20 protein-coding genes are annotated in these 23,160 nt (G+C 39.9%); 13 read left to right on the top strand and 7 right to left on the bottom strand.

What is annotated here, in order from left to right; genetic code table 11:
• The first annotated feature begins 9 nt into the window (after positions 1-9).
• The 4 genes from GUU89_RS05555 to GUU89_RS05545 all read left to right on the top strand — a co-directional run bounded on the left by GUU89_RS05555 (position 10) and on the right by GUU89_RS05545 (position 2,401).
• The gene (locus tag GUU89_RS05555) at positions 10-840 is read left to right on the top strand and encodes an Omp28-related outer membrane protein (protein ID WP_162126997.1); all 831 of its coding nucleotides are present in this window, start codon (positions 10-12) and stop codon (positions 838-840) included.
• A gap of 82 nt (positions 841-922) precedes the next feature.
• Positions 923-1,096 carry a hypothetical protein gene (locus GUU89_RS14785; protein ID WP_202924436.1) on the top strand — a complete coding sequence of 58 codons (174 nt, stop codon included), beginning with the start codon at positions 923-925 and terminating at the stop codon, positions 1,094-1,096.
• 39 nt (positions 1,097-1,135) lie between these two features.
• Positions 1,136-1,594 (top strand): 6-pyruvoyl trahydropterin synthase family protein, encoded by a 459-nt coding sequence (locus tag GUU89_RS05550; protein WP_162126996.1) that lies wholly within the window; start codon positions 1,136-1,138, stop codon positions 1,592-1,594.
• Positions 1,595-1,627: 33 nt separating this feature from the next.
• The gene (locus GUU89_RS05545) at positions 1,628-2,401 is read left to right on the top strand and encodes a UDP-2,3-diacylglucosamine diphosphatase (RefSeq protein ID WP_162126995.1); all 774 of its coding nucleotides are present in this window, start codon (positions 1,628-1,630) and stop codon (positions 2,399-2,401) included.
• Here GUU89_RS05545 and GUU89_RS05540 read toward each other — a convergent pair.
• The 3 genes from GUU89_RS05540 to recJ form a co-directional block, all read right to left on the bottom strand.
• Positions 2,385-3,134 (bottom strand): hypothetical protein, encoded by a 750-nt coding sequence (locus GUU89_RS05540; protein ID WP_162126994.1) that lies wholly within the window; start codon positions 3,132-3,134, stop codon positions 2,385-2,387. The two genes, GUU89_RS05545 and GUU89_RS05540, sit on opposite strands and share 17 nt — an antisense overlap.
• A 454-nt stretch (positions 3,135-3,588) precedes the next feature.
• The gene (locus GUU89_RS05535; protein ID WP_162126993.1) at positions 3,589-3,915 is read right to left on the bottom strand and encodes a GIY-YIG nuclease family protein; all 327 of its coding nucleotides are present in this window, start codon (positions 3,913-3,915) and stop codon (positions 3,589-3,591) included.
• A gap of 72 nt (positions 3,916-3,987) precedes the next feature.
• Positions 3,988-5,676, bottom strand: a complete 1,689-nt coding sequence (recJ, locus tag GUU89_RS05530; protein ID WP_162126992.1) for a single-stranded-DNA-specific exonuclease RecJ — start codon at positions 5,674-5,676, stop codon at positions 3,988-3,990.
• Positions 5,677-5,817: 141 nt separating this feature from the next.
• On the opposite strand from recJ, the gene ade reads away from it, so the two are divergent.
• The gene (ade, locus tag GUU89_RS05525) at positions 5,818-7,440 is read left to right on the top strand and encodes an adenine deaminase (protein WP_162126991.1); all 1,623 of its coding nucleotides are present in this window, start codon (positions 5,818-5,820) and stop codon (positions 7,438-7,440) included.
• Here the strand turns inward: ade and rsmI are convergent, their stop codons facing one another.
• Together rsmI and GUU89_RS05515 are read right to left on the bottom strand one after the other, a co-directional pair.
• Entirely contained in the window at positions 7,441-8,139 is a 699-nt protein-coding gene (gene rsmI, locus GUU89_RS05520) for a 16S rRNA (cytidine(1402)-2'-O)-methyltransferase (protein ID WP_162126990.1), read from the bottom strand.
• A complete protein-coding gene (locus GUU89_RS05515) occupies positions 8,139-9,074 on the bottom strand; it encodes a hypothetical protein (protein WP_162126989.1) in 936 nt (311 codons plus the stop codon). The genes rsmI and GUU89_RS05515 overlap by 1 nt, the downstream gene beginning before the upstream one ends.
• 196 nt (positions 9,075-9,270) lie before the next feature.
• Here GUU89_RS05515 and GUU89_RS05510 point away from each other — a divergent pair, with 196 nt between their 5' ends.
• The 7 genes from GUU89_RS05510 (at position 9,271) to GUU89_RS05480 (ending at position 17,189) form a co-directional block, all read left to right on the top strand.
• Positions 9,271-9,906, top strand: coding sequence for a thymidine kinase (locus GUU89_RS05510; protein WP_162126988.1), 636 nt, complete (start codon positions 9,271-9,273; stop codon positions 9,904-9,906).
• Positions 9,907-9,928: 22 nt separating this feature from the next.
• Complete coding sequence (locus tag GUU89_RS05505) at positions 9,929-12,373, top strand: bifunctional UDP-N-acetylmuramoyl-tripeptide:D-alanyl-D-alanine ligase/alanine racemase (RefSeq protein ID WP_162126987.1); 2,445 nt, start codon at positions 9,929-9,931, stop codon at positions 12,371-12,373.
• A gap of 78 nt (positions 12,374-12,451) precedes the next feature.
• Positions 12,452-12,829 carry a large conductance mechanosensitive channel protein MscL gene (mscL, locus tag GUU89_RS05500; RefSeq protein ID WP_162126986.1) on the top strand — a complete coding sequence of 126 codons (378 nt, stop codon included), beginning with the start codon at positions 12,452-12,454 and terminating at the stop codon, positions 12,827-12,829.
• Positions 12,830-12,966: 137 nt separating this feature from the next.
• Complete coding sequence (locus GUU89_RS05495; protein WP_162126985.1) at positions 12,967-13,956, top strand: aspartate-semialdehyde dehydrogenase; 990 nt, start codon at positions 12,967-12,969, stop codon at positions 13,954-13,956.
• Between the two features lie 112 nt (positions 13,957-14,068).
• Entirely contained in the window at positions 14,069-14,422 is a 354-nt protein-coding gene (locus GUU89_RS05490; RefSeq protein ID WP_162126984.1) for a hypothetical protein, read from the top strand.
• Positions 14,423-14,479: 57 nt separating this feature from the next.
• Positions 14,480-16,687 (top strand): TonB-dependent receptor, encoded by a 2,208-nt coding sequence (locus GUU89_RS05485; protein WP_162126983.1) that lies wholly within the window; start codon positions 14,480-14,482, stop codon positions 16,685-16,687.
• Positions 16,688-16,814: 127 nt separating this feature from the next.
• Positions 16,815-17,189, top strand: coding sequence for a DoxX protein (locus GUU89_RS05480; RefSeq protein WP_162126982.1), 375 nt, complete (start codon positions 16,815-16,817; stop codon positions 17,187-17,189).
• Between the two features lie 50 nt (positions 17,190-17,239).
• Here GUU89_RS05480 and mtgA read toward each other — a convergent pair whose 3' ends face one another.
• Both mtgA and GUU89_RS05470 read right to left on the bottom strand, forming a co-directional pair.
• Positions 17,240-17,920 (bottom strand): monofunctional biosynthetic peptidoglycan transglycosylase, encoded by a 681-nt coding sequence (gene mtgA, locus GUU89_RS05475; RefSeq protein ID WP_162126981.1) that lies wholly within the window; start codon positions 17,918-17,920, stop codon positions 17,240-17,242.
• A complete protein-coding gene (locus GUU89_RS05470) occupies positions 17,917-19,029 on the bottom strand; it encodes an NAD(P)/FAD-dependent oxidoreductase (RefSeq protein WP_162126980.1) in 1,113 nt (370 codons plus the stop codon). Before GUU89_RS05470 ends, mtgA begins: the two co-directional genes overlap by 4 nt.
• A 216-nt stretch (positions 19,030-19,245) precedes the next feature.
• Between GUU89_RS05470 and GUU89_RS05465 the strand changes: the two genes are divergently transcribed.
• Positions 19,246-23,154, top strand: coding sequence for a GEVED domain-containing protein (locus tag GUU89_RS05465; RefSeq protein ID WP_235921987.1), 3,909 nt, complete (start codon positions 19,246-19,248; stop codon positions 23,152-23,154).
• Positions 23,155-23,160: the final 6 nt, after the last annotated feature.

Raw genomic sequence — 23,160 nt, 5'->3', positions numbered from 1 at the left:
CATAACTAAATGAAAAAGAGTAATTATTTATTTTTAATGCTGATGGCAGTTGCCTTTTTTTCCTGCAGCGATACCAAAGTAATTGAAAATTTACCCGATGACACAGAAACTGCGGCACCTGTTCCCGGTTATTTCAAAAAACGCGTTTTAATTGAAGATTATACCGGCTCATGGTGTGGCAACTGTACCCGAGTGGCCTATGCTATTGACCAAATGTATGCTCAATCGGATAAGGTGGTTTCTATTGCCATTCACAACGGTAATGACCCTTATCATTTTGCCAATTACCAACCATTGAAAGACCTGATTTTACCCAATTCTGATTTAGAATTACCTCAGTCTCGCTTAAACAGAACCATCGTTTGGGCTTCTCCTGAACCGTCTAACATTGCACAAGCTAAAGCCTTAACCGGAAATAATGCAGGATTGGGATTGGCTTTAGCTTCAACAGTAGCTAACGGCACCATTAACTTGGATGTGACTATGAAGTTTGCACAAAATTACAGCGGTTTAAAACTGGTAGTTTATGTGCTTGAAAATCATTTAATTCATTCTCAAACCAATTACACTTCCTATTACGGCAATATCAATCCGGTGCCTAACTATGAACACAATCATGTGTTAAGACACAATATAACTGATTTATTGGGTGACGTCATCACCGAGAATACTGCTGCGGGGCAAACGATTACCAAATCATTCACTCTTCCGATACCGGCTAATGTTTCTAATCCGGATAACATCAGTTTTGTGGCTGTATTGGTAAATGCTGACAATTTAGCCTTAAATGCCCGTGCTGCTGAGGAAAATGAAATTCAGGAATTGGAACAAAATCCATAATACTATCACACGATAAAAACAAGGTTGCCCCAAAGGCAGCCTTTGTTTTTTTACGTAAATTTGTTTGACTAAAAAAATCAGTATGAGCCTTATATTCTTATTGCAGCAAGTTGACGTTAACGAAAAAATCAAACACGCCCCCGACAACGGCTACCTCATTGGGGTTTGGATTGGCAACATCCTGCCATTTGCTATAATTGTTGGCGCCGCCTGGTGGATGTATTCAAAAGCTAAAAAGAGACAAAACGAAGAGTAGTTATATTTTACTAAATTTGCAACGCAAAAAGGCCTACTTATGAGTAACATCAGAATCACTAAACAATTTTCTTTCGAGACCGGACACGCACTTTATGGTTATGACGGTAAGTGTAAAAATGTACACGGCCACAGTTACAAGCTATCAGTAACGGTGATTGGAAAACCTATTACGGATACCACTAATGTGAAGTTTGGAATGGTGATTGATTTTTCGGATTTGAAGAAAATTGTAAAAGAAGAAATCGTTGACCTGTTTGACCACGCTACGGTTTTCAATAAAAATACCCCTCATATCGAATTGGCTAACGAACTGAAAAGCCGTGGACATCATGTTATTTTGGTAGAGTATCAACCAACGAGTGAAAACATGGTGACTGATTTTGCCAAAAAAATAAAAAGCCGTTTGCCGCACGACATTCAATTGCATTCGTTAAAATTACAGGAAACAGATACCTCTTTTGCCGAATGGTATGCTTCCGATAATCAAAATACGTAGAGACAAGTCGCGACTTGTCCCTACAATAAAAACATGACAATATCTCCTAACAAAAAAATATATTTTGCCTCTGACCAACATCTTGGTGCGCCAACGCCTGAGCTGAGTTTTCCGCGGGAACAAAAGTTTGTCGCTTGGCTTGACGAAGTGAAAAAAGATGCCGAATGCCTTTTCCTGTTGGGAGATCTATTCGATTTTTGGTTTGAATATAAAACCGTTGTGCCTAAAGGATTCGTCAGAGTTTTAGGCAAACTGGCCGAAATTAGAGACAGTGGAATTCCTATTTATTTCTTTGTGGGCAATCACGATTTGTGGATGAGTGATTATTTTGAAAAAGAACTCAACATTCCGGTGTATCATGACAATCAAGAGTATGAATTTAACGGCAAAAAATTCTTAATAGGCCACGGTGATGGTAAAGGCCCGGGTGATAAGGGTTATAAGCGAATGAAGAAGGTATTTACCAGTCCGTTTTCAAAATGGCTCTACCGCTGGTTGCATCCGGATATTGGCATGAAACTAGCCCAATACCTATCGGTAAAAAACAAACTGATTTCGGGCGAGGCTGACGTGAAATTCCTAGGTGAAGACAACGAATGGCTGGTGCAATACTCAAAACGCAAACTCGAAACCCAACATTATGACTACCTAGTCTTTGGTCATCGTCATCTCCCTATGATTATTAAGGTGGGAGACAACTCGGAGTATGTGAATCTGGGCGACTGGATTGGCTATTTTACTTACGGCGTTTTTGACGGAGAAAAGTTTGAGCTGAAGGAATACCAGTCTGCTACTCCTCATAAATAATATAATCATTATACTTTGCCACATCGGAAGTACTCCAAATAAACAGCCCGGTATGGGTATATTTTAGCAAAGTACTGTAAATGCTATTAGCCGTTGCTATCCTAATTTCCTGCTGAATATCACGATCGCCCATAGCGGTTTTCATCGCTAGTATCAAACTTTCCACCTCATCTCTAAGTTGGCTAATGTGGGTTAACATGGCCTGAGTTACTCCATTGGGCACCAATTCATCAACTACTTGCTGGGCAACATGCACTACATTTTTAGCCATGACCAATAATTCAGCATCCGATTGTTGGGCTAAGGCTTCGGTGCCAAATTTTCGGTATTGAGCCGTATTGGTTGGGAATTTCAAAGCAACCCGAGCCATTAGTCCTCTGATGGCTACCCGCAACACTTCAGCTTTCTCCTCTTTTTGAGTGGTAATAGCGGTTTGTGTGTAAAGAGCTTCCCCATCCGTTTCGGCATTTTCAAAATCGATTGTCATAGTTTCCAATGCCGAAAACTCAGATTCCGTCAGCCCATAATCCGAAAATGCCGTAGCATCTCTGCGCATAAAGGCTAATTTTTCATGAGCCAATTGTACCAACTTGCTGTCGGCAAAATTAAAGTTTCGAATGGTGGTTTGCTTTTTCATAACAGTATCATTTAAAGAAATAAACAACTTTTCACATTCCGAAGCAGCTTTCAGGCGTTCCGAAGTGTATTTCATTCCCTCCAAAAACTGTTCCATTCCTTCCTAAGACTGATATTGTGGCTCCGAAGTATCGACTTTGTATTCAGCAGTTTACACCCTGCATTCCGAAGACAAGTATAGCCACTCCGAAGACCGTTTCACGCACTCCGAAGACCGTTTCACGGCATAAAAAAACCCTACAGAAGGGCTGTTAGGGTTTATAAAGCATACGTTGGAGTGTTCTGACCGGGATTTCTTTAGTAATGACAAAAAACGATTTACTTTAAATCCTTTAATCGCAACTACTTTTTGTTTGAATGGCGTTATGTGATTTCTCCTTTGTCGAAATGACAAGTAAGTCTTTACTTTAAATCCTTTAATCGCTATTACTTTTGTGTGATTAGTGTTATGTGATTTCTCCTTCGTCGAAATGACAAAAAACGGTTTACTTTACTGCTTGTCATTTCGACGGAACTACTTGTCATTTCGACAAAGGAGAAATCACATACTCTTAGGCCGGCTTGGCAAAGTGATGATTTAAAAATTCAAACGTTGGATTAAACTCCCTAATCAAATTTAATTTCTTCTCCCTTCTCCATTTTTTCAATTCTTTCTCTCTGCCAATGGCTTCTTGAACCCATGTGAATTTTTCATAATACACCAAAAACTCCAAATTATATTTTGAAGCAAAGGTCTTATTCCCCAGTTCAATATTTTCTTTATGTTGTTTCAATCTTTCTTTCAAATTATTTGTCATTCCAATATAGAACGTAGACCGATATTTATTGGTGATGATGTAAACATAATAAGAATGAAACCCTTCTTGAGTATTGAACATGGTGTTGTTTTTTAATAATGGGTGTTACTAGTGTTATGTGATTTCTCCTTCGTCGAAATGACAAGTAAACCATTACTTCAAATCCTTTAATCGCAACTGAATGGTGATGTTGCCGTTGAATTCGTTTTCATCGATGCTATACACGGCGTCAAAGGACGTTTGGTTTTTAACTAAGGGTAGCTTATTCCCCAGTCCGAACCCTATGGCTCCAAAGCCTTCCGAGCCATTTTGTTTCACGAAGAGTTTGAGGTGATCTTCATCGGCTCCAATACCTTTGGCGTAGCCGGTATCTTTTAGTCCTTTGGTCATAAAAACAGGCGTCATATTCTGCGGGCCGAAAGGTTCAAACTGGTTGAGAATTCTGATGAGTTTTTCGTTAATGTCGGTCAGGTTGATTTCAGCATCAACAGAAACTTCAGGGGTAAGTAAATCAGGATGTATTGTCTCTTGAACTACCCTTTCAAAGGCTTCTTTAAAGGCAATATAGTTTTCCTCTTTTAAGGTCATCCCTGCCGCGTACATGTGTCCGCCAAACTGTTCGAGATGTTGAGTGCAGGCTTCGAGGGCATTGTAAATATCAAAATCTTTTACAGAACGGGCTGAGGCAGCGAGTTTGTCACCGCTTTTGGTAAAGACAATTGTCGGACGGTAATGGGTTTCGGTCAATCTTGAAGCTACAATACCGATTACCCCTTTGTGCCAGTTTTCGCTGTAGACTACGGTGGTGAATTTTTGTTGCTCGTTGTTTTCCTGTATTTGTGAGAGGGCTTCCACCGTGATTTGTTTGTCTAAATCTTTGCGATCGCTGTTGTATTTTTCAATTTCGGAGGCAAATTGTTCGGCTTGTTGCAGGTCGTATTCTGTCAACAAAGCAACCGCCTCGTTCCCGTGTTTGATTCTGCCCGCAGCGTTGATACGAGGGGCAATGATGAAAACCACATCGGTTATGGTCAGCACTTTTTTCTTTACATTTTGCAATAAAGCTTTGATACCGGGACGCGGATTGGCATTTATAACCTCTAGTCCAAACTTAGCCAAGACCCTGTTTTCACCGGTCATCGGAACTATATCAGCGGCAATAGCAGTGGCTACCAAATCTAAGTAAACCATCAAATCATTTGTCGTTTGATTTTTATTTTGAGCCAAAGCCTGTATCAATTTGAAGCCTATACCACACCCGCAAAGTTCATCGTACGGATAGGAACAATCCTCACGCTTGGGGTCGAGCACAGCCACGGCTTCGGGTAAACTATCGCCCGGGCGGTGGTGGTCGCAAATGATAAAGTCGATATTTCTTTCATTGGCATAAGCTATATGATCGACTGATTTGATACCACAATCCAAGGCAATAATTAGGGTAAATTCGTTGTCTTCGGCAAAGTCGATACCCTGATACGAAATACCGTAACCTTCATCGTATCGGTCCGGAATGTAAGTGGCCACATTAGGATAAAAGCTTTTCAAATAACTCGATACCAAAGAAACCGCGGTAGTTCCATCGACATCATAATCGCCAAAAACCAAAATATTTTCATTGTTAGCAATGGCCGTTTCAATTCGCGTAACCGCTTTGTCCATATCTTTCATCAGATAAGGATTGTGCAAATCGTCTAATGTAGGTCGGAAGAATTGGCGCGCTTGGTCAAACGTTTCAATACCGCGTTGCACCAAAAGTGTGGCTATAAGCTCGTCAACATTTAACTGAGAAGCCAAGGCTTTTACTTTTTCGGGAGCGGGTTTGGGTTTTTGAGTCCAGCGCATGTTTTTGAGTTATGAATTATAAATTATGAGTTATGAGTTGAAGTGATAAAAGTAGGAAAAATATTTTAAAAACAACACTTTCATTCCTTTTGAAAAATTGACTTTATATTTAGTACTTTTGGGATATAAAAGTACTATAAAATGCAAATTCAAGGACAGATTGTTGATATTGAAAACAAACGAATTTATTCGGGAGAAATTACTGTGGCTAACGGGAAGATTGTTTCCATAGTGGAGAAAAATCACGACGTGAAAGACTATATACTTCCGGGGTTTATTGATGCTCACATTCATATTGAAAGCTCGATGCTGGTACCTTCAGAGTTTGCTAAGATTGCTGTGTTACATGGTACCGTGGCTACCATTTCGGATCCGCATGAAATTGCGAATGTGCTTGGAAAAGAAGGTGTGCATTATATGATTGACAATGGGAAGCAAGTGCCTTTGAAGTTTCATTTTGGCGCGCCTTCTTGTGTTCCGGCTACGTTTTTTGAAACGGCAGGTGCAGTGATTGATTCGGAACAAATTAAAGAATTGATGGCGTTGCCTGACATTTATTATCTGTCGGAAATGATGAATTATCCGGGCGTATTGTTTGATGATGAAGAGGTATTAAAGAAAATTGCTTGGGCGAAACATTTTGGCAAGCCGGTTGACGGTCATGCGCCTGGTTTGCGAGGAGAACCGATTAAAAAATACATCTCAGCCGGAATTACAACCGACCATGAGTGCTTTACTTATGAGGAAGCTGCTGAGAAATTATCCCTTGGGATGAAAGTCATCATTCGCGAAGGCAGTGCCGCCAAAAACTTTGAAGCCTTGATTGATTTATTGCCGGAGCATTATGATAATATGATGTTTTGTTCGGATGACAAACACCCGGATGATTTGATTTTGGGTCACATTAACCAACTTTGTGCTCGTGCGGTGGCTAAAGGCATTGATGTTTTCAAGGTATTGCAATCGGCTTGTGTGAATCCGGTGCAGCATTATAAAATGGATGTGGGGTTACTTAAAGAAAACGACGCTGCTGATTTTATTGTGGCTGAGGATTTAGTGCATTTCAAAGTAAAACAAACCTATATTAACGGTGAGTTGGTAGCTAAGGAAGGCCAATCGTTTGTGAAGCACGTTGCTTTTGAAACACCTAACAATTTTAATACTTCCGCCAAGACTGTTAGTGATTTTGAAGTGCCGAGTTCTGCCAAAACGATACGCGTGATTGAAGCTTTGGAAGGCCAATTGATTACCAATGAAATTCATCATGCTTCGCTATTACAAAATGGAAAATTAGTGGCTGATGTTGAAAATGACATCTTGAAAATGGCTGTCGTTAACCGCTATGCTAATACCCCTCCGGCTGTGGCTTTTATTAAAAACTTTGGCTTGAAAAAAGGTGCAATTGCCAGTTCGGTAGCCCACGATTGTCATAATATTGTTGTGGTTGGTACTTCGGATGAAGAAATTTGCAATGCAGTCAATCTTTTAATTCAAAACACCGGTGGAATTTGTGCTGTGAATGGTAGCGATAAAAAATCGTTAGCGCTTCCGGTTGCGGGCATCATGAGTGATAAAGACGGTTGGGAAGCCGGGCGTTTGTATCAGGAAATTGACGGGATGGCCAAATCATTAGGCAGTAATTTAAAAGCACCATTTATGACGCTTTCGTTTATGGCTTTGTTGGTAATTCCTGATTTGAAACTATCAGACAAAGGTTTGTTTAGCGGGAATAGTTTTTCTTTTGTGGATTTGGAAGTGGAGTAATTATTCCTTCTCTTTCTTTTCTTTGGTTGAAATCTTACCGCCCACCACTACTACAATTTCTCCTTTAGGCGGCTTGGCTTCGAAATGTTTGAGTACTTCTTCGGCAGTACCACGAATGGTTTCTTCGTGCAGTTTAGATAATTCGCGGGAAACCGAAACCGGTCTGTCAGCTCCGAAGTATTGAACGTACTCGGCTAGTGTTTTAACCAATTTATGTGGAGACACATAAAAAATCATGGTTCTTGTTTCTTCGGCTAATGCCAAATAGCGGGTTTGTCTGCCTTTCTTTTCGGGCAAAAATCCTTCGAAGACAAAGCGATCATTGGGCAAACCACTGTTGACCAAAGCCGGAACAAAAGCCGTAGCTCCGGGCAAACAATCGACTTCAATATTATGTTCAACACAAGCGCGCGTGAGTAAAAAACCGGGATCGGAAATGGCCGGCGTTCCGGCATCGCTTATCAAGGCAATGGTTTCTCCGGCTTGCAACCGCTTGATGAGATTTTCCACCGTCTTGTGCTCGTTGTGCATGTGGTGGCTGTGCATGTGGGTGGCAATGTCAAAGTGCTTTAAGAGCTTGCCGCTGGTTCGCGTATCTTCTGCCAAAATCAAATCGGCTTCTTTCAAAACGGTAATGGCTCTGAAAGTCATGTCTTCGAGGTTGCCGATGGGCGTAGGAACGATGTACAGTTTACCCATTACTGGAATTTATTCTCGATTAGCTCCATGAAGCGTTCGGCATAGTCTTCATTGCCTTGCCAGTTGTTATAATCGGGTTTTACCATGTCATCAATAAAATTTTTGGCTTCTTCAAAAGAATCAAAAGTGTTTAATTGCGATAAGACACGGTTAAAATCTTCGTTGCTTTCGTCAAAAAGATGCTTCACAAAACCAATTCGGTCGTTCAAACCAATGGCTATAGATTTGCTTGAAGCTTCAGCCTCTACTGCTGATTTTGGTTCGGGAGTTTCTTCGGCAAACAAGGATACGTCATTCGGTTTTACAAAAACAGGGTCAGTATAGTTTTCGCCTAAAAATTCCTCAATGACTACTTTTTTGGTTTCCGGAGTGAATTCAGTTATCGTTTCTGCCGGTTCGATTTCTTCCTCTTCTTCAGCCACTTCTTCTATTTCATCCTCAACTTCCAATTCAAAGATAGGTTTGAAAACAGGCTCTTCTTCATCAATGGTTTCCGGTTCGTTTTCAACTACTGTTTCTTCTTCTACTGTTTCTTCTTCTATTGTTTCCTGAATATCATCTGCTTCTTGAGCAACAACTGCTTCTTCCACCACAACTTCCGGTTCTGCTTCAATTTCAGCTTCTTCTGAAACTTCCTCTTCAACAACTTCTTCCGCTTTTGGGGTTTCTACTATTTCGGGCGTTGGCTCAGTTACTGTTGCTGTTACTTCTAGCAGAGCTTCTTCTTGTGACTGTTGCTCTAATTTTTCTTCTAAAACGTCTTCCGCCACATCCGCTTTCACCGATTCGAAATTATCCTGATAAAATTTTAAAACAGTTAGCGTTTCGTATAATTTCTGGGTTTCTTTATACAATTGATCCACTTCCGATTTGTTTTTCAATTTCAAAATTCGGTGGGCAATGCTGATTAATTCGGCTTCTAATCTTTTTTTCATAAGTTTTGAATTATAGTAACTCGGCGTTTCTTTTTACTAAATTTCTTCCGAGCATTTTATTTTGCCTGTGGAAGAAGTAACCTTGGTTAAAATTTTCTACATTTGAATCGACGTAAAAATAGAAAAATTTTAAGTCGGTTTGTTTGCGTTACAAAGTAACAAAAGTATTCAAATTTTAAAGGTTGAAAATTACAAAATGTTTCTCGAAAATACAGTAAATCATAAAGAACAATTTGGTTGGATTGAAGTCATTTGCGGATCGATGTTTTCGGGCAAAACCGAAGAGCTGATTCGCCGATTGAAAAGAGCCCAGTTTGCCAAACAAAAAGTAGAAATTTTCAAACCTTCTATCGATACGCGCTATGATGAAGAGATGGTCGTGTCGCACAATAAAAACGAAATCCGTTCCACTCCTGTCCCGGCCGCTGCCAATATTCGCATCTTAGCACAAGGTTGTGATGTGGTAGGTATTGATGAAGCCCAATTTTTTGATGACGAAATCATAGCCGTTTGCAATGATTTGGCCAATTCCGGAATTCGAGTAATCGTAGCCGGATTGGATATGGATTTTAAAGGCAACCCATTTGGCCCGATGCCGGCATTGATGGCCACCGCCGAATATGTAACCAAAGTACACGCGGTTTGTACCCGAACCGGCAATTTAGCACATTACAGTTTCCGAAAAAATGACAACGACAAACTTGTAATGTTAGGTGAAACCGAAGAATACGAACCTTTGAGTCGGGCAGCCTATTTTAATGCCATGCGTGAAAACATGATTGTAAAAGACGCCGAAAACTTGTCTAAAGAAGACCCGAGCGCAGCGAACTGACGCAGTAATAACACCCCATACCTTGACACAAACTATCCGAAATATTGTCTCCATCATCAAAGCCAATTGGGTTGGCCAAAATGATGTAGCGGTGATTGATACTATTTCTATCGACAGCCGTTCGTTGCAAAACGGAGCAAACACCTTATTTTTTGCTATAACAGGACCCAATCATGACGGTCATGTATATATAGAAGAGCTTATTACCAAAGGCGTACAGCATTTTGTGGTAACGCATATTCCCGAAAACGCCTTAGGAAAAGCAAACTTTTTGGTGGTAGAAAACACGCTGGAAGCGCTACAGAAATTTGCGGCCTACTATCGCAGTTTGTTTGAATTTCCAATAATCGGCATTACCGGAAGTAACGGAAAAACCATCATTAAGGAATGGTTGAATTTCCTGTTGGGTCCTGATTTTAATATCATTCGCAGTCCCAAAAGTTACAACTCTCAAGTGGGTGTGCCGCTTTCCATTTTGGGTATTAACGAAAAACACAATCTCGGAATTTTTGAAGCCGGAATTTCTATGACCAACGAAATGGAGAAGCTCCAAAAAATTATTCGTCCTACGATTGGTATTCTTTCCAACATAGGTTCGGCGCATGATGAAGGTTTTCCGAGTGTGGGTGAAAAAATCAAAGAAAAATTAAAGCTATTCTCTTCGGTGAATGTGTTGATTTTAAATAAAAACAAGACTATCAATGCTTTTATCAATCCGAAGATTAAAACCTTTAGTTGGTGTTCGGATGACAAAAGTGCCGATGTTTATATCACCAAGAAAAACAATGGCGAGCTAACCGAATTGCAAATCACTTACCGAGAAGACACCTTCCCGATTACGATTCCGTTTCAGGATCAGGCTTCGGTAGAAAATGCCATTCAGTGCATGATGGTGATGCTTTATTTTGGTTACAAACACGATGTGATTCAGACCCGAATGGCGCAATTGTATCCGGTAGAAATGCGCTTAAAAGTAAAAAAAGGGATTTACAATTGTACGCTTATTGACGACAGTTACAGTTCCGATTTCCAATCGCTGAAAATTGCTTTGGACTTTTTAGAACATCAAAAACAGCACAAGAAAAAAACCATCATTCTTTCCGATATTTTTCAGAGCGGATTGAATAATGAAGAGTTATATTCGCAGGTTTCGCAATTGATTATATCCAACAAAATTACGCGTGTGATTGGTATTGGTGAAACGATTTCGCAATACAAGAATAAATTCATTAACGGAATTACGTTTAAAGATGTAGCCGAATTTGCCAACGCATTTGACCAGCTGAATTTTGAAAACGAAACCATTCTGATTAAAGGTGCGCGCGATTTTCACTTTGAACAAATCGTATCAATGCTCGAAGAAAAAACCCATGAAACGGTACTCGAAATCAACCTCAACGCCATCAGCCACAACTTGAATTTCTTTAAATCAAAGTTGGCTCCCAAAACCAAAATGATGGTGATGGTCAAAGCTTTTGGTTATGGCAACGGTGGTTTTGAAATTGCCAAATTACTCGAGCATCACAAAGTAAATTATCTTGGTGTGGCTTTCGCCGATGAAGGAATTTCTTTGAAAAGTGCCGGTATTACTGTACCCATTATGGTGTTAAATCCGGAAACTACCAGTTTTGCTGCTATTATTCAGCATCAGTTGGAACCCGAAATTTATTCGATAAAAGGATTAAAAGCTTTCCTCAAAATTGCGGAACAAAGAAAACTGAAACACTTTCCTATTCATATCAAAATTGACACGGGCATGCACCGATTGGGTTTTGAAGAAGAAAATCTGCAGGACCTTATTCGAATCCTTCGTGGGAATGAAACGGTACAAATCAAAAGTATTTTGTCGCACATGGCCACTAGTGATGATTTGAATCACGATGCTTTTGCCAAATCGCAAATTGCCTTGTTTGAAAAATTGTCTTCGCAACTGCAAACCGAACTCAACATAAAACCGATTCGTCATATTTTAAACACATCGGGCATTACCAATTATCCGGAAGCGCAATATGATATGGTTCGCTTAGGCATTGGTTTGTATGGCATTTCCAACGATGACGAAGAGCAAAAACAATTGGAAAATGTGGGTACTTTAAAATCAGTTATCTCTCAAATCAGAACTATAGATGAAGGCGAAAGCGTTGGCTACGGCCGAAGATTTATAGCCGATAAATCAACCAAAATAGCCACTATCCCAATTGGTTATGCTGATGGCATCAGAAGAAGTTGGGGCAATGGCGTTGGTTATGTAACTATTAATGGTAAGCAAGCTAAAATTGTAGGTAGCGTTTGTATGGACATGCTCATGGCCGATGTGACCGATATCGATTGTAAAGAAGGAAATAGTGTTGTCATTTTTGGCGAAAACCCCACGGTGAATTATATGGCCAAACAACTGGGAACGATTCCTTATGAAATTTTAACCGGCATTTCACAACGGGTTAAACGGGTCTTCTTTAGGGAATAATTTTTTTACTTGAAATGTTAAAATGTTAAAATTTTAGCTATCTTAGTTCTATTAATTAACCAAATAAAACAAATAATTATGGGAATGATTTCAGAATTTAAAGACTTTATTGCAAAAGGAAATGCAATGGATTTGGCAGTTGGAGTAATCATTGGAGCTGCATTTGGCGCTATTGTAAATTCATTAGTATCAGATGTTATTACTCCTGCATTATTGAATCCGGCATTAAAAGCAGCACAAGTTGAAAACTTAGCCGATTTAAAAACGGATGGAGGAATACTTTATGGAAAATTTCTGGCGGCAGTAATTAGTTTTCTTGTTATTGCCTTTGTAATCTTCATCATGGTTAAAGCTATTAACAGCATGAAAAAGAAAGAAGAAGTTGCACCTGCTGCACCGGCCGGTCCTACTCAGGAAGAATTGCTTACTCAAATCAGAGATTTACTGAAAAAATAATACCGCTACATTATATATTCTAACTAAACCGCTTCTTAAATGAGGCGGTTTTTCTTTTTTTATAAAAATGATAAACCAAATGAATTTCTCTATACTTTTGTACTTCAAATTTTTATAAATCGAATAAACATTAATATATGAAAGTTGCTGTTGTTGGCGCAACCGGAATGGTTGGCGAAGTGATGCTTAAGGTTTTAGCAGAAAGAAATTTTCCTGTTACCGAATTAATTCCTGTGGCTTCTGAAAAATCGGTGGGAAAAGAAATTGAATTCAAAGGAAAAAAATATAAAGTGGTTGGATTACAAACAGCAGTGGATATGAAAGCTGATATTGCTTTGTTCTCAGCCGGTGGCGAAACCTCTCTAGCTTGGGCACCCAAATTTGCTGAAGCAGGAACTACCGTAATTGACAATTCTTCGGCTTGGCGAATGGACCCGACAAAAAAATTAGTCGTTCCGGAAATCAATGCTTCCACCTTAACCAAAGAAGATAAAATTATTGCTAACCCTAATTGTTCAACGATTCAGATGGTTATGGTTTTGGCTCCGTTACACAAAAAATACAACATCAAACGCGTTATTGTTTCTACCTACCAATCCATCACAGGAACAGGAGTAAAAGCAGTACAACAATTAGAAAATGAATACGCCGGTGTGCAAGGTGAAATGGCTTATAAATACCAAATTCATCGCAATGCCATTCCTCAATGTGATGTTTTTGAAGACAACGGCTACACTAAAGAAGAAATGAAACTGGTTCGTGAGACCAAAAAAATAATCGGCGATGACAGCATCAACGTCACAGCTACTGCTGTTCGTGTTCCTATTGTAGGCGGACACAGTGAGGCTGTAAATATTGAGTTTTCAAATGATTTTGATGTAAATGATTTGCGCAACATTTTACACCACACAGACGGAGTAACTGTTCAAGACAATACAGACACTTATACTTACCCAATGCCATTATATGCACAAGGAAAAGACGATGTGTTTGTTGGTAGAATTCGTCGTGATGAAAGTCAGGCTAACACCTTAAACATGTGGATTGTATCTGACAATTTAAGAAAAGGCGCTGCTACAAACACCATTCAAATTGCCGAATATTTAGTGGCCCATAAATTGGTATAGATCCTCTCTCCTTCTCGGAAATGACAATAATTAGGGACCGTTTGGTTTTGCAAATCATAAAATTTGTTAAAATCAAACGGTTTTTTTTTGGGCATACCTTACATTTGCTGCAATGAAAAGAAAGTTGCACATCCTGAATGCTTTGATGGGGTTGGTGGTATTGTTTGCCATTTTAATCCAATCAATTGATGCTATTGGGCACTTGGAGCAACAATTTTCAGCCAAGCACTGCAACCACAGCTACCATCACAACCAAACCGAAGTAGGTCATGCCCATGAAGGCTTTGATCATTGTTTTGTTTGTGAATTTGCTTTCAGCAGTTTTATTTCGACACCAACTACCGTTTTTACTTCGCAAAAAGTTGATGTTATTACCAAATATTCATTTTGCTATTCCAAAGAAATAACGCAGTTTTTCCGCGGAAGTCTCTTCGCGCTTCGGGCGCCCCCAAGTTTTATTGCTTAAATCGTTTTAGAGCCAAAATTCCTTTTGGCCTTTATTCATTAACATAAAACTATATCCATGAAATTAGTATATCTAACGCTGTTCATAGCGTTTTCACTATTGGCTACCGGCCAAAACAAAGTCTCAGGAACTATATCCGACAAAGACAACAAAGCCCTTCCGAACGTCATTATTTCATTACCGGAACTTCACAAAGAAACCCTTGCGGATGCGGAGGGCAAATACGCTTTAACCAATTTGCCCAACGGTACTTTTACTGTATTGTTTTCTGCTATGGGCTATGCAACTAAATCTATTCCTACTACACTTTCGGAAAAAGAAATAATCCTGAATGTAACTTTAGAAGAAAATATCATCCACATGGATGAAGTCATTGTATCTACAGCTTTTAACAAACTGCAATCCCAAAACGTGATGAAAGTAGAACATGAAAGTTTGAAATCATTGCAACAAAAAGGAGCAGCCACACTCATTGAAGGTTTGGCAACCATTCCCGGAGTGGCTCAGGTTTCAACGGGAACTTCTATCGGAAAACCGGTTATTCGGGGCTTAAGCGGCAACAGAGTTTTAGTATATTCACAAGGCGTTCGATTGGAGAATCAACAATTTGGTGAGGAACACGGACTGGGGTTAAACGATGCCGGAGTGGAAAGTGTAGAAGTCATCAAAGGTCCTGCCTCATTGCTTTATGGTTCGGATGCGCTGGGTGGTGTTCTGTATTTTAATCCTGAAAAATTTGCTAATGCTAACGAATTCAAAGCCGATTTCAGTCAGCGTTTGTTTTCGAATACCTTGGGAAGTAACACCTCTTTGGGTTTAAAAACCTCTACAGACAATTGGAAATTTTTAGCAAGGGGCAGTTACAACACCCACGCCGATTATCAAATTCCGAATGGCGACCGAGTGACTAATACGCGGTACAACGAAAGTGATTTGAAAACCGGTATCGGTTACAGCAATTCCAGTTTTTCGAGTGTATTGCGCTATAATTTTAACAAGTTGGATTTAGGCATTCCGGAAAATGGCATCGCTAAACAATCAACCAGTCATGAGACCGAATTTCCCAGACAAGCGGTTAACAATCATATCCTTAGCCTGCACAATAATTTCTATTTCAAAAATTCTAAACTCGATGCTGATTTGGGTTATATTTTTAATGACCGTAGTGAATTTGAAGACAGCAATGTGGCCAGTTTGCACATGAAATTGCGAACCCTTAATTATGACTTGAAATATTATTTCCCAAAATTGGGCAAAGTAGAAACCATCATTGGCGTACAAGGCATGCATCAAACGAATACCAATTCGGGAGAAGAACTTTTGATTCCGGATGCTGTAACTAATGACTTTGGGGTTTTCGGAACGGCGAATTACGAATTCGGGAAAAATGTATTACAGGCTGGTTTGCGTTTTGATAACAGAAAAGTTAGTACCGAAGAACATGGCACAGCGAACACTGAAGGGTATTTTAAAGCCATCGATAAAAGTTTTGACAGTTTCAATGCTTCTTTGGGCTACAAAACCCATTTGGCTGATGATTTCACCTTGCGTTTAAATGTAGCTTCCGGATTTAGAGCGCCCAATTTAGCCGAATTGACATCGAATGGAGTACATGAAGGCAGCAACCGATATGAAATTGGGAATGCTGATTTGAAAAACGAACAAAACCTGCAAACCGATTTGAATTTGGAATACAAAAGTTCCCATTTCGAAATTTTTGCGAACGGATTCTATAATCACATCAACCACTACATTTTTATTTCGCCAAACGGTACTATCATTGACGGAAATAATGTATACGATTATGTTCAGGCCAATGCCAAATTATATGGCGGTGAAGCAGGGATACACTTTCATCCACACCCGTTAGATTGGTTGCATTTCACGAGTAGTTTTGAAACTGTAATCGGCAAAAAAGACAACGGTGACAACTTGCCGTTAATTCCGGCCAACAAATGGAACAACACTTTTCGTGGCGAATTCGAACTGAAAAACTGGTGGAAAGAAGGATTTGCCACCTTGAATATCGAAAGCACTTTGGCGCAAAACAACCACAGCGAATTTGAAACCAAAACCAATGGATATACGCTGGTAAACCTTGGGTTAGGCGGAAAAATAATTCTAAATAAAACCATCTTTAATTTAAATCTGAATGCCAACAATCTTTTAGACAAAACCTATGTTTCGCATTTGTCTCGATTGAAATCCGACGGTATTCCTAATGTGGGACGCAGCATTGTTTTGGGAATTAACTTTGCTATTTAGTCCTAATTGTTTTTCATTGATTTTTAACATTGTTTATAATTAAGCTAAAACTTTAAGAATTTCTATATTTATTTAATAAATAATTAATGCTATTTTTACCTTATTACTAATCTAAAAACCGCATTATATGAATTCAATGTTTACTAAAATCGTTCGAATTGCTTTAGGTTTGGCTCTCGTTATTTTTGGTGCCAATAAGTTTTTACATTTTATTCCAATGGAAGCGCCCACTGGTTCAGCAGGCGATTTTATGAATTCACTAGGCGCAACCGGTTATATTTTCCCGGTGGTTGGTGTTTTGGAAGTTATTATCGGCATCATGCTTTTGATGAAAAAATGGGTGGCTTTTGCGTTGATCCTCTTGGCACCAATATCTATTAACATCTTGTTGTTTCATTTGTTTTTGGACATCCCCGGATTATCATTTGCGTTATTGGTTACAGTCTTTAACGGCATACTAATCTACAAACATTGGCAACAGTACAAACCGCTATTTTACTAAACGAATTCAATATAAAAACAAAAAAGCCGACTAGATGCAGTCGGCTTTTTTTAATACTTTATACTTCCCATATGACGCATTGAGCGCATAATACGGTCTTTCCGTTTGTTGATATAAGAGGAAGAATTAGACGCTTTAAACTTTCTCGGATTAGGCAAAATAGCAGCGATTCCTGCGGCTTCCCTTGGTGTTAACTCAATGGCTTTTTTGCTGTACCAATGACGGGCAGCTTCTTGTGCCCCATACACTCCATTGCCCATTTCTATACTATTTAAATACACTTCCATGATGCGTTCTTTGCCCCAAATGAGTTCAATTAGAATTGTAAAATAGGCCTCCAATCCTTTACGAACGTAGCTTCTGCCTTGCCACAAAAAAACATTTTTAGCTGTTTGTTGCGAAATGGTACTTCCTCCTTTGAGTCTTTTCCCCTTTTGATTGCTTTTAAATGCTTTTTGCATTGCTTTAAAATCAAACCCGGAATGGTTTAAAAAATTGGCATCTTCACTGGCAATAACGGCTTTTTGTAAATTGGGCGAAATGTTTTCCAAAGGCTCCCAATCATGACTGTATATAGCATCATTCCCATCAAGCTTAAATTCGATTATTCTCGTAACCATTAAAGGCGTAAACGGAATAGGTACCCATTTAAAAATAATAACCGACACTATAGAAAGCCCAAAAAACCAAAGCATAGCTTTCCAAACCCAGCGAAAAATTTTCTTTATCATACTAAATCTGCTAATTCTTTTCCTATCAAACTACCAATGGCCACTCCCATACCGCCCAACCTGACACCACAATAAACATGTGCCGAAAGCGGTTCAACCATAGGCCTTTTACTGGCTCCCAATCCCATTATCCCACTCCAACGATGAGCGATAGTATAGTTAGTGTCAGGTAAAATTACATTTTTTAACAACCATTCCAAACGATCTTGAATTAATTCAGTTTGACCAAACTCCGTGGTGGTCTCACCTTCAAAATCTAAATTCCGGCCGCCACCTAACAAGATTCTGTCATCAATATTTCTGAAATAATAATACCCTTTGTCCAAATGAAATGTTCCTTTAATATCAAGATTAGGAATAGGCTCCGTAATCAACACTTGAGCCCTGGCCGGTTTTACTTGATTATTGGTCAACTCCCCCGCAAAGCCATTCGTAGCAAAAAGTAATTTTTTAGTCTCAAAACTAAAATCCCCCAAAGCTACTTGAACTCCATCAACCTTTTCCTGATAAGAAGTAACTTCAACCTGATTGAGAATTAAAACACCATTGACCACTGCTTTTCTCAGCAGTGCTTCCATCATGTTACCGGTATCAATTTGTGCCTCATACGGATTAAAAATCACATAATCCTGTATCCTCTCAAAAGCAAAACGATCCACTTCTTTGGCAAAAACATCATTCCTAAAAAGCGGTTTCAGTAGCTCATTGATAAACGGCAGTTTTTGTAAACATTCCGCATAAGCACTGTCATCATCTTTTAAAAATAACTCATACCCGCCATAAGGTTTGAAATCAACTACAGCATCGCCAAGGTTTTTTCGCAACAATTGCAAGCCTTGCCAACGCTTTTGAATGAGTTGAATTACTTCTTCTTCGCTATGGGTTTTTAAATCATCTATGATTTCGGAAAGACTGCCAAAACAAGCAAAACCGGCATTTTTGGTACTGGCACCTTGTGGCAAAAGCCCTTTTTCTAAGACCAAGATTTTACTCTCCGGAAATCGTTCTCTCAACTGTAATGCACAATGCAGTCCGACTATACCGCTGCCAACAACAGTATAATCAACTTCTGTAAACCAATTTTTGAGTTCCCAATAACTTAAATGCATCGGCTGTTTTTTTTCTAAAAATACTTTTTTAAGTCAAATGATTATTCAAAAAATATTAAAATTATCATTTTCATACGAATTATTCTTAATTTTTGTCAATGTATTAATAATTAAGGATGTAGTTTATCGATTTAATCTCGATTTTAGCAAAAACAACCTCTTTTTCTCAAAATTAATTTTACTTTTGAGGCACCATTTTAATTAATTCTATACACTATGAAATTTAAATTACTTTCTATTGCTTTTTTGGCAATATCTAGTGTGGGTTTTGCCCAAAACAAAGCCGCACTTTGGAAGTCGACCACCAAAAAAAGTGACTTAATCGCACTTGACAGTCGAATGAATTTACCCGAAAACTATTTGTTTCAACTAAATCTTTCAGACTTACAAACTGCTTTGCAAGGTTCGGCACAAAGGACCACCGCAAAGGCTTACTCTCAAAATGTTATTTCCATTCCCAATGCCAACGGAACTATGGAACGCTTTCGTATTTACGAAAACTCCATCATGGATCCGGCATTAGCGGCAAAATATCCTGAAATCAAATCTTACCTGGGCACCGGAATCGATGATTTGAGCGCTAAAGCTTACTTCAGTGTTTCCCCATTAGGATTTAAATCAATGGTATTGCGTGCCGATAAATCGGCCGAATTCATTGAGCCTATTTCTCAAGATTTGACGACTTACACCGTTTATCGCAAAGCGGACAAAGCTATTTCATTAACGCCTTTTGAGTGTAAAGTCATTGACGTAGCAACCCCTCAGATAGAAAGCAGCACGGCAAGACCTAATGCTGATGACGGACTTTTACGTACTTTCCGTTTGGCTATGTCATGTACCGGAGAATACGCCGTGTACTTTGGAGGCACCAAAGCTTTGGCCTTAGCGGCTATAAACGCTTCGATGACTCGTGTGAATGCTATTTTTGAAAATGATTTCTCGGCCAGAATGGTCTTGATTGCCAATACTGATTTGGTAATTTATACTAACGCTTCAACCGACCCTTATTCAGCAGCAGCAAGCATGTCGCAATGGAATGCACAATTACAATCTACCTTAACTTCTGTAATTGGCGAGGCTAATTATGACATCGGACACTTATTTGGAGCTACCGGTGGCGGTGGTAATGCAGGTTGCATCGGTTGTGTATGTGTTAATGGTTCTAAAGGAAGCGGTATCACTTCTCCAGCAGACGGAATTCCATCCGGCGACAACTTCGATGTGGATTATGTAGCGCATGAAATGGGCCATCAATTTGGGGCCAACCATACGTTTACGCACAGTAACGAAGGTTCGGGCGTTCAAGTGGAACCGGGTTCAGGCTCAACCATTATGGGATATGCCGGAATTACTTCGCTTGACATTCAACCACACTCTGACCCTTACTTCCATGCCGTAAGCATTCAGCAAGTTACTAATAACATTAAAGCCAAAACTTGTTCCGTAAATACGTCAACAGGAAATGCTATCCCAACGGCCAGTGCCGGTTTAGACTATACTATTCCTAAAAGCACTCCGTTTATGCTAACTGCCGTTGGTACTGATGCCAATGGTGATGCGTTAACTTACAACTGGGAACAAATGGATTCTCAGACTACCTCGGCAGCACCAAGTGCTACTAAAACTACCGGAGTTGATTTCAGATCATACAATTCAACTACCTCACCAACGCGTTATTTCCCAAGAATGGCCTCGGTATTAACCGGTGCTACTACAACTGCTGGTGCTGAAATTACTGTAGAGGCGTTACCATCTGTAGCCCGTACGCTAAATTTCAGAGTAACGGTTCGTGATAACCATGCCGGAGGCCCTGCTAATAACAGTGATGATATGATTGTAACCGTTAATGCAACTGCAGGTCCGTTTTCAGTGACTTCACCAAATACTGCTGTTTCTTATGTGGGTGGTACTTCGCAAATGGTAACTTGGGCGGTAGCCGGTACAACAGCCAACGGAGTAAACTGTGCCAATGTAGATATATTATTATCCACTAACGGCGGAACAACTTGGTCAACTTTATTAGCCGCTACTCCAAATGACGGAACAGAGGCCGTTACCATTCCGAATACACCGGGAACGACTAACCGAATCATGGTAAAAGGAACCAACCATATTTTCTTCGATGTATCTAATGCCAACTTTACCATTACATCGGGTTCAACAGATACCGTAGCTCCAACAGCACCAACATTGGTGGCTTCAGGAACTACACAAACTGCAACTGTATTGTCTTGGTCGGGTGCTACTGATAACGTAGCGGTAACCGGATACGATATTTATAAAGATGGCGTTTTACTAACATCAACTACAGCTTCTCCTTTTACCGTTGCAGGTTTAACGGCTTCAACAACCTATGCTTTCACAGTTAAAGCAAAAGATGCCGCAGGAAATGCTTCTGCAGCCAGCAATACCGTTAGCGTAACTACATTGGCACCGGTGGTAGATACAACCGCGCCAACAGCACCAACATTATCAGCCTCAGGAACTACCGCTTCATCAACTAATTTATCATGGTCAGGTGCTACTGACAACGTGGGAGTAACCGCTTATGATGTCTATCAAAATGGTGTTTTCAAAGCTACTACAGCTTCAACAACGTATGCGGTTAGTGGCTTAAGTGCCAGCACAACTTACTCTTTCTATGTTATCGCCAAAGATGCTGCCGGAAATTCATCCGTAGCCAGCAATACCGTAAGCGTAACTACTTCAGTGGCTTCATTAACCTACTGTACTTCATTGGGAAGCAGCACGGCCGATGAAAAAATTGGTAAAGTTGTATTCGGTACTATCAACAATACTTCTACCGGAACTGCGGGTTATGAAGATTTCACAGCCCTTTCAACTAACGCAACAGCAGGAACGGCTAATACCATTACCATAACGCCGGCCTGGACCAGCACTGCTTATGCAGAAGGCTATGCCGTATTTATTGATTACAACAAAAACGGAGTGTTTACGGATGCAGGAGAAACCGTATGGACCAAAGCTGCTTCTACAACTACTCCGGTTAGCGGAACCTTTACCATTCCAACCACAGCTACTTTGGGCGCTACCAGAATGAGAGTTTCTATGAAATACAACGCTGTTCCAACAGCCTGTGAAACATTCTCTTATGGTCAAGTAGAAGATTACACCGTCAATATCCAAGCTGCTGTTGTGGATACAACCGCTCCAACGGCTCCAACTTTAACGGCTTCAGGCACTACTGCAACCGGAACTAACTTATCATGGTCAGGTGCTACCGATAACGTAGCGGTTACCGGATATGATGTTTATAAAGACGGAACTTTATTAGCTTCAACTGCTTCCACAACTTATGCCGTGAGTGGTTTAACCGCTTCAACTACTTATGCTTTTAACGTAAAAGCCAAAGATGCAGCCGGAAATGTTTCAGCAGCCAGCAACACCGTTAGTATTACTACCAGCGCCGCTACTTCTTTAACTTACTGTACTTCTCAAGGTAATAGTACCGCCGATGAAAGAATCAGCAAGGTTGTTTTCGGAACCATTAGCAATACTTCCACAGGAACGGCCGGTTATGAAAACTTCACAGCACTAACTACCAATGCAGTTAGAGGAACAGCAAATACTATAACCATTACCCCAACTTGGACCGGTAGTGCATTCAGCGAAGGCTATGGCGTTTGGATTGACTACAATCAAGATGGTGATTTTGCCGATGCCGGCGAAACCGTTTGGACCAAAGCCAAATCAAAAACAACACCGGTTAGCGGAACCTTTACTATCCCGGCTACGGCTGCATTAGGAGCCACCAGAATGAGAGTTTCGATGAAATACAACGGAACCCCTACTGCTTGTGAAGCGTTCTCTTACGGGCAAGTAGAAGACTATACCGTAAACATCACTGCTACAGCTAAAGAAATCAGCAGCAACAATGCGATTTCGTTCACATTATATCCAAACCCGGTTAAAGGGGATATGTTGAACATAGCCAATCTTTCTTCGCCATCAACATTTAAAATCTTTAATATGATGGGACAAGAATTAGGTAAAGGTAAAATTGAAAACGATGCCATTTATGTGGGTTCACTAAGAACCGGAGCTTACTTAATTGAGGTAAGCAACGAAAGCGGTACAACTTCAAAACGCTTTATCAAAGAATAAATCAAT

This window comes from Flavobacterium phycosphaerae (assembly GCF_010119235.1).
GTDB classification, from domain to species: Bacteria; Bacteroidota; Bacteroidia; order Flavobacteriales; family Flavobacteriaceae; genus Flavobacterium; species Flavobacterium phycosphaerae.
The sequence above is the reverse complement of the archived record's forward strand: the minus strand, read 5'-3'. Positions and strand labels throughout refer to the sequence as shown.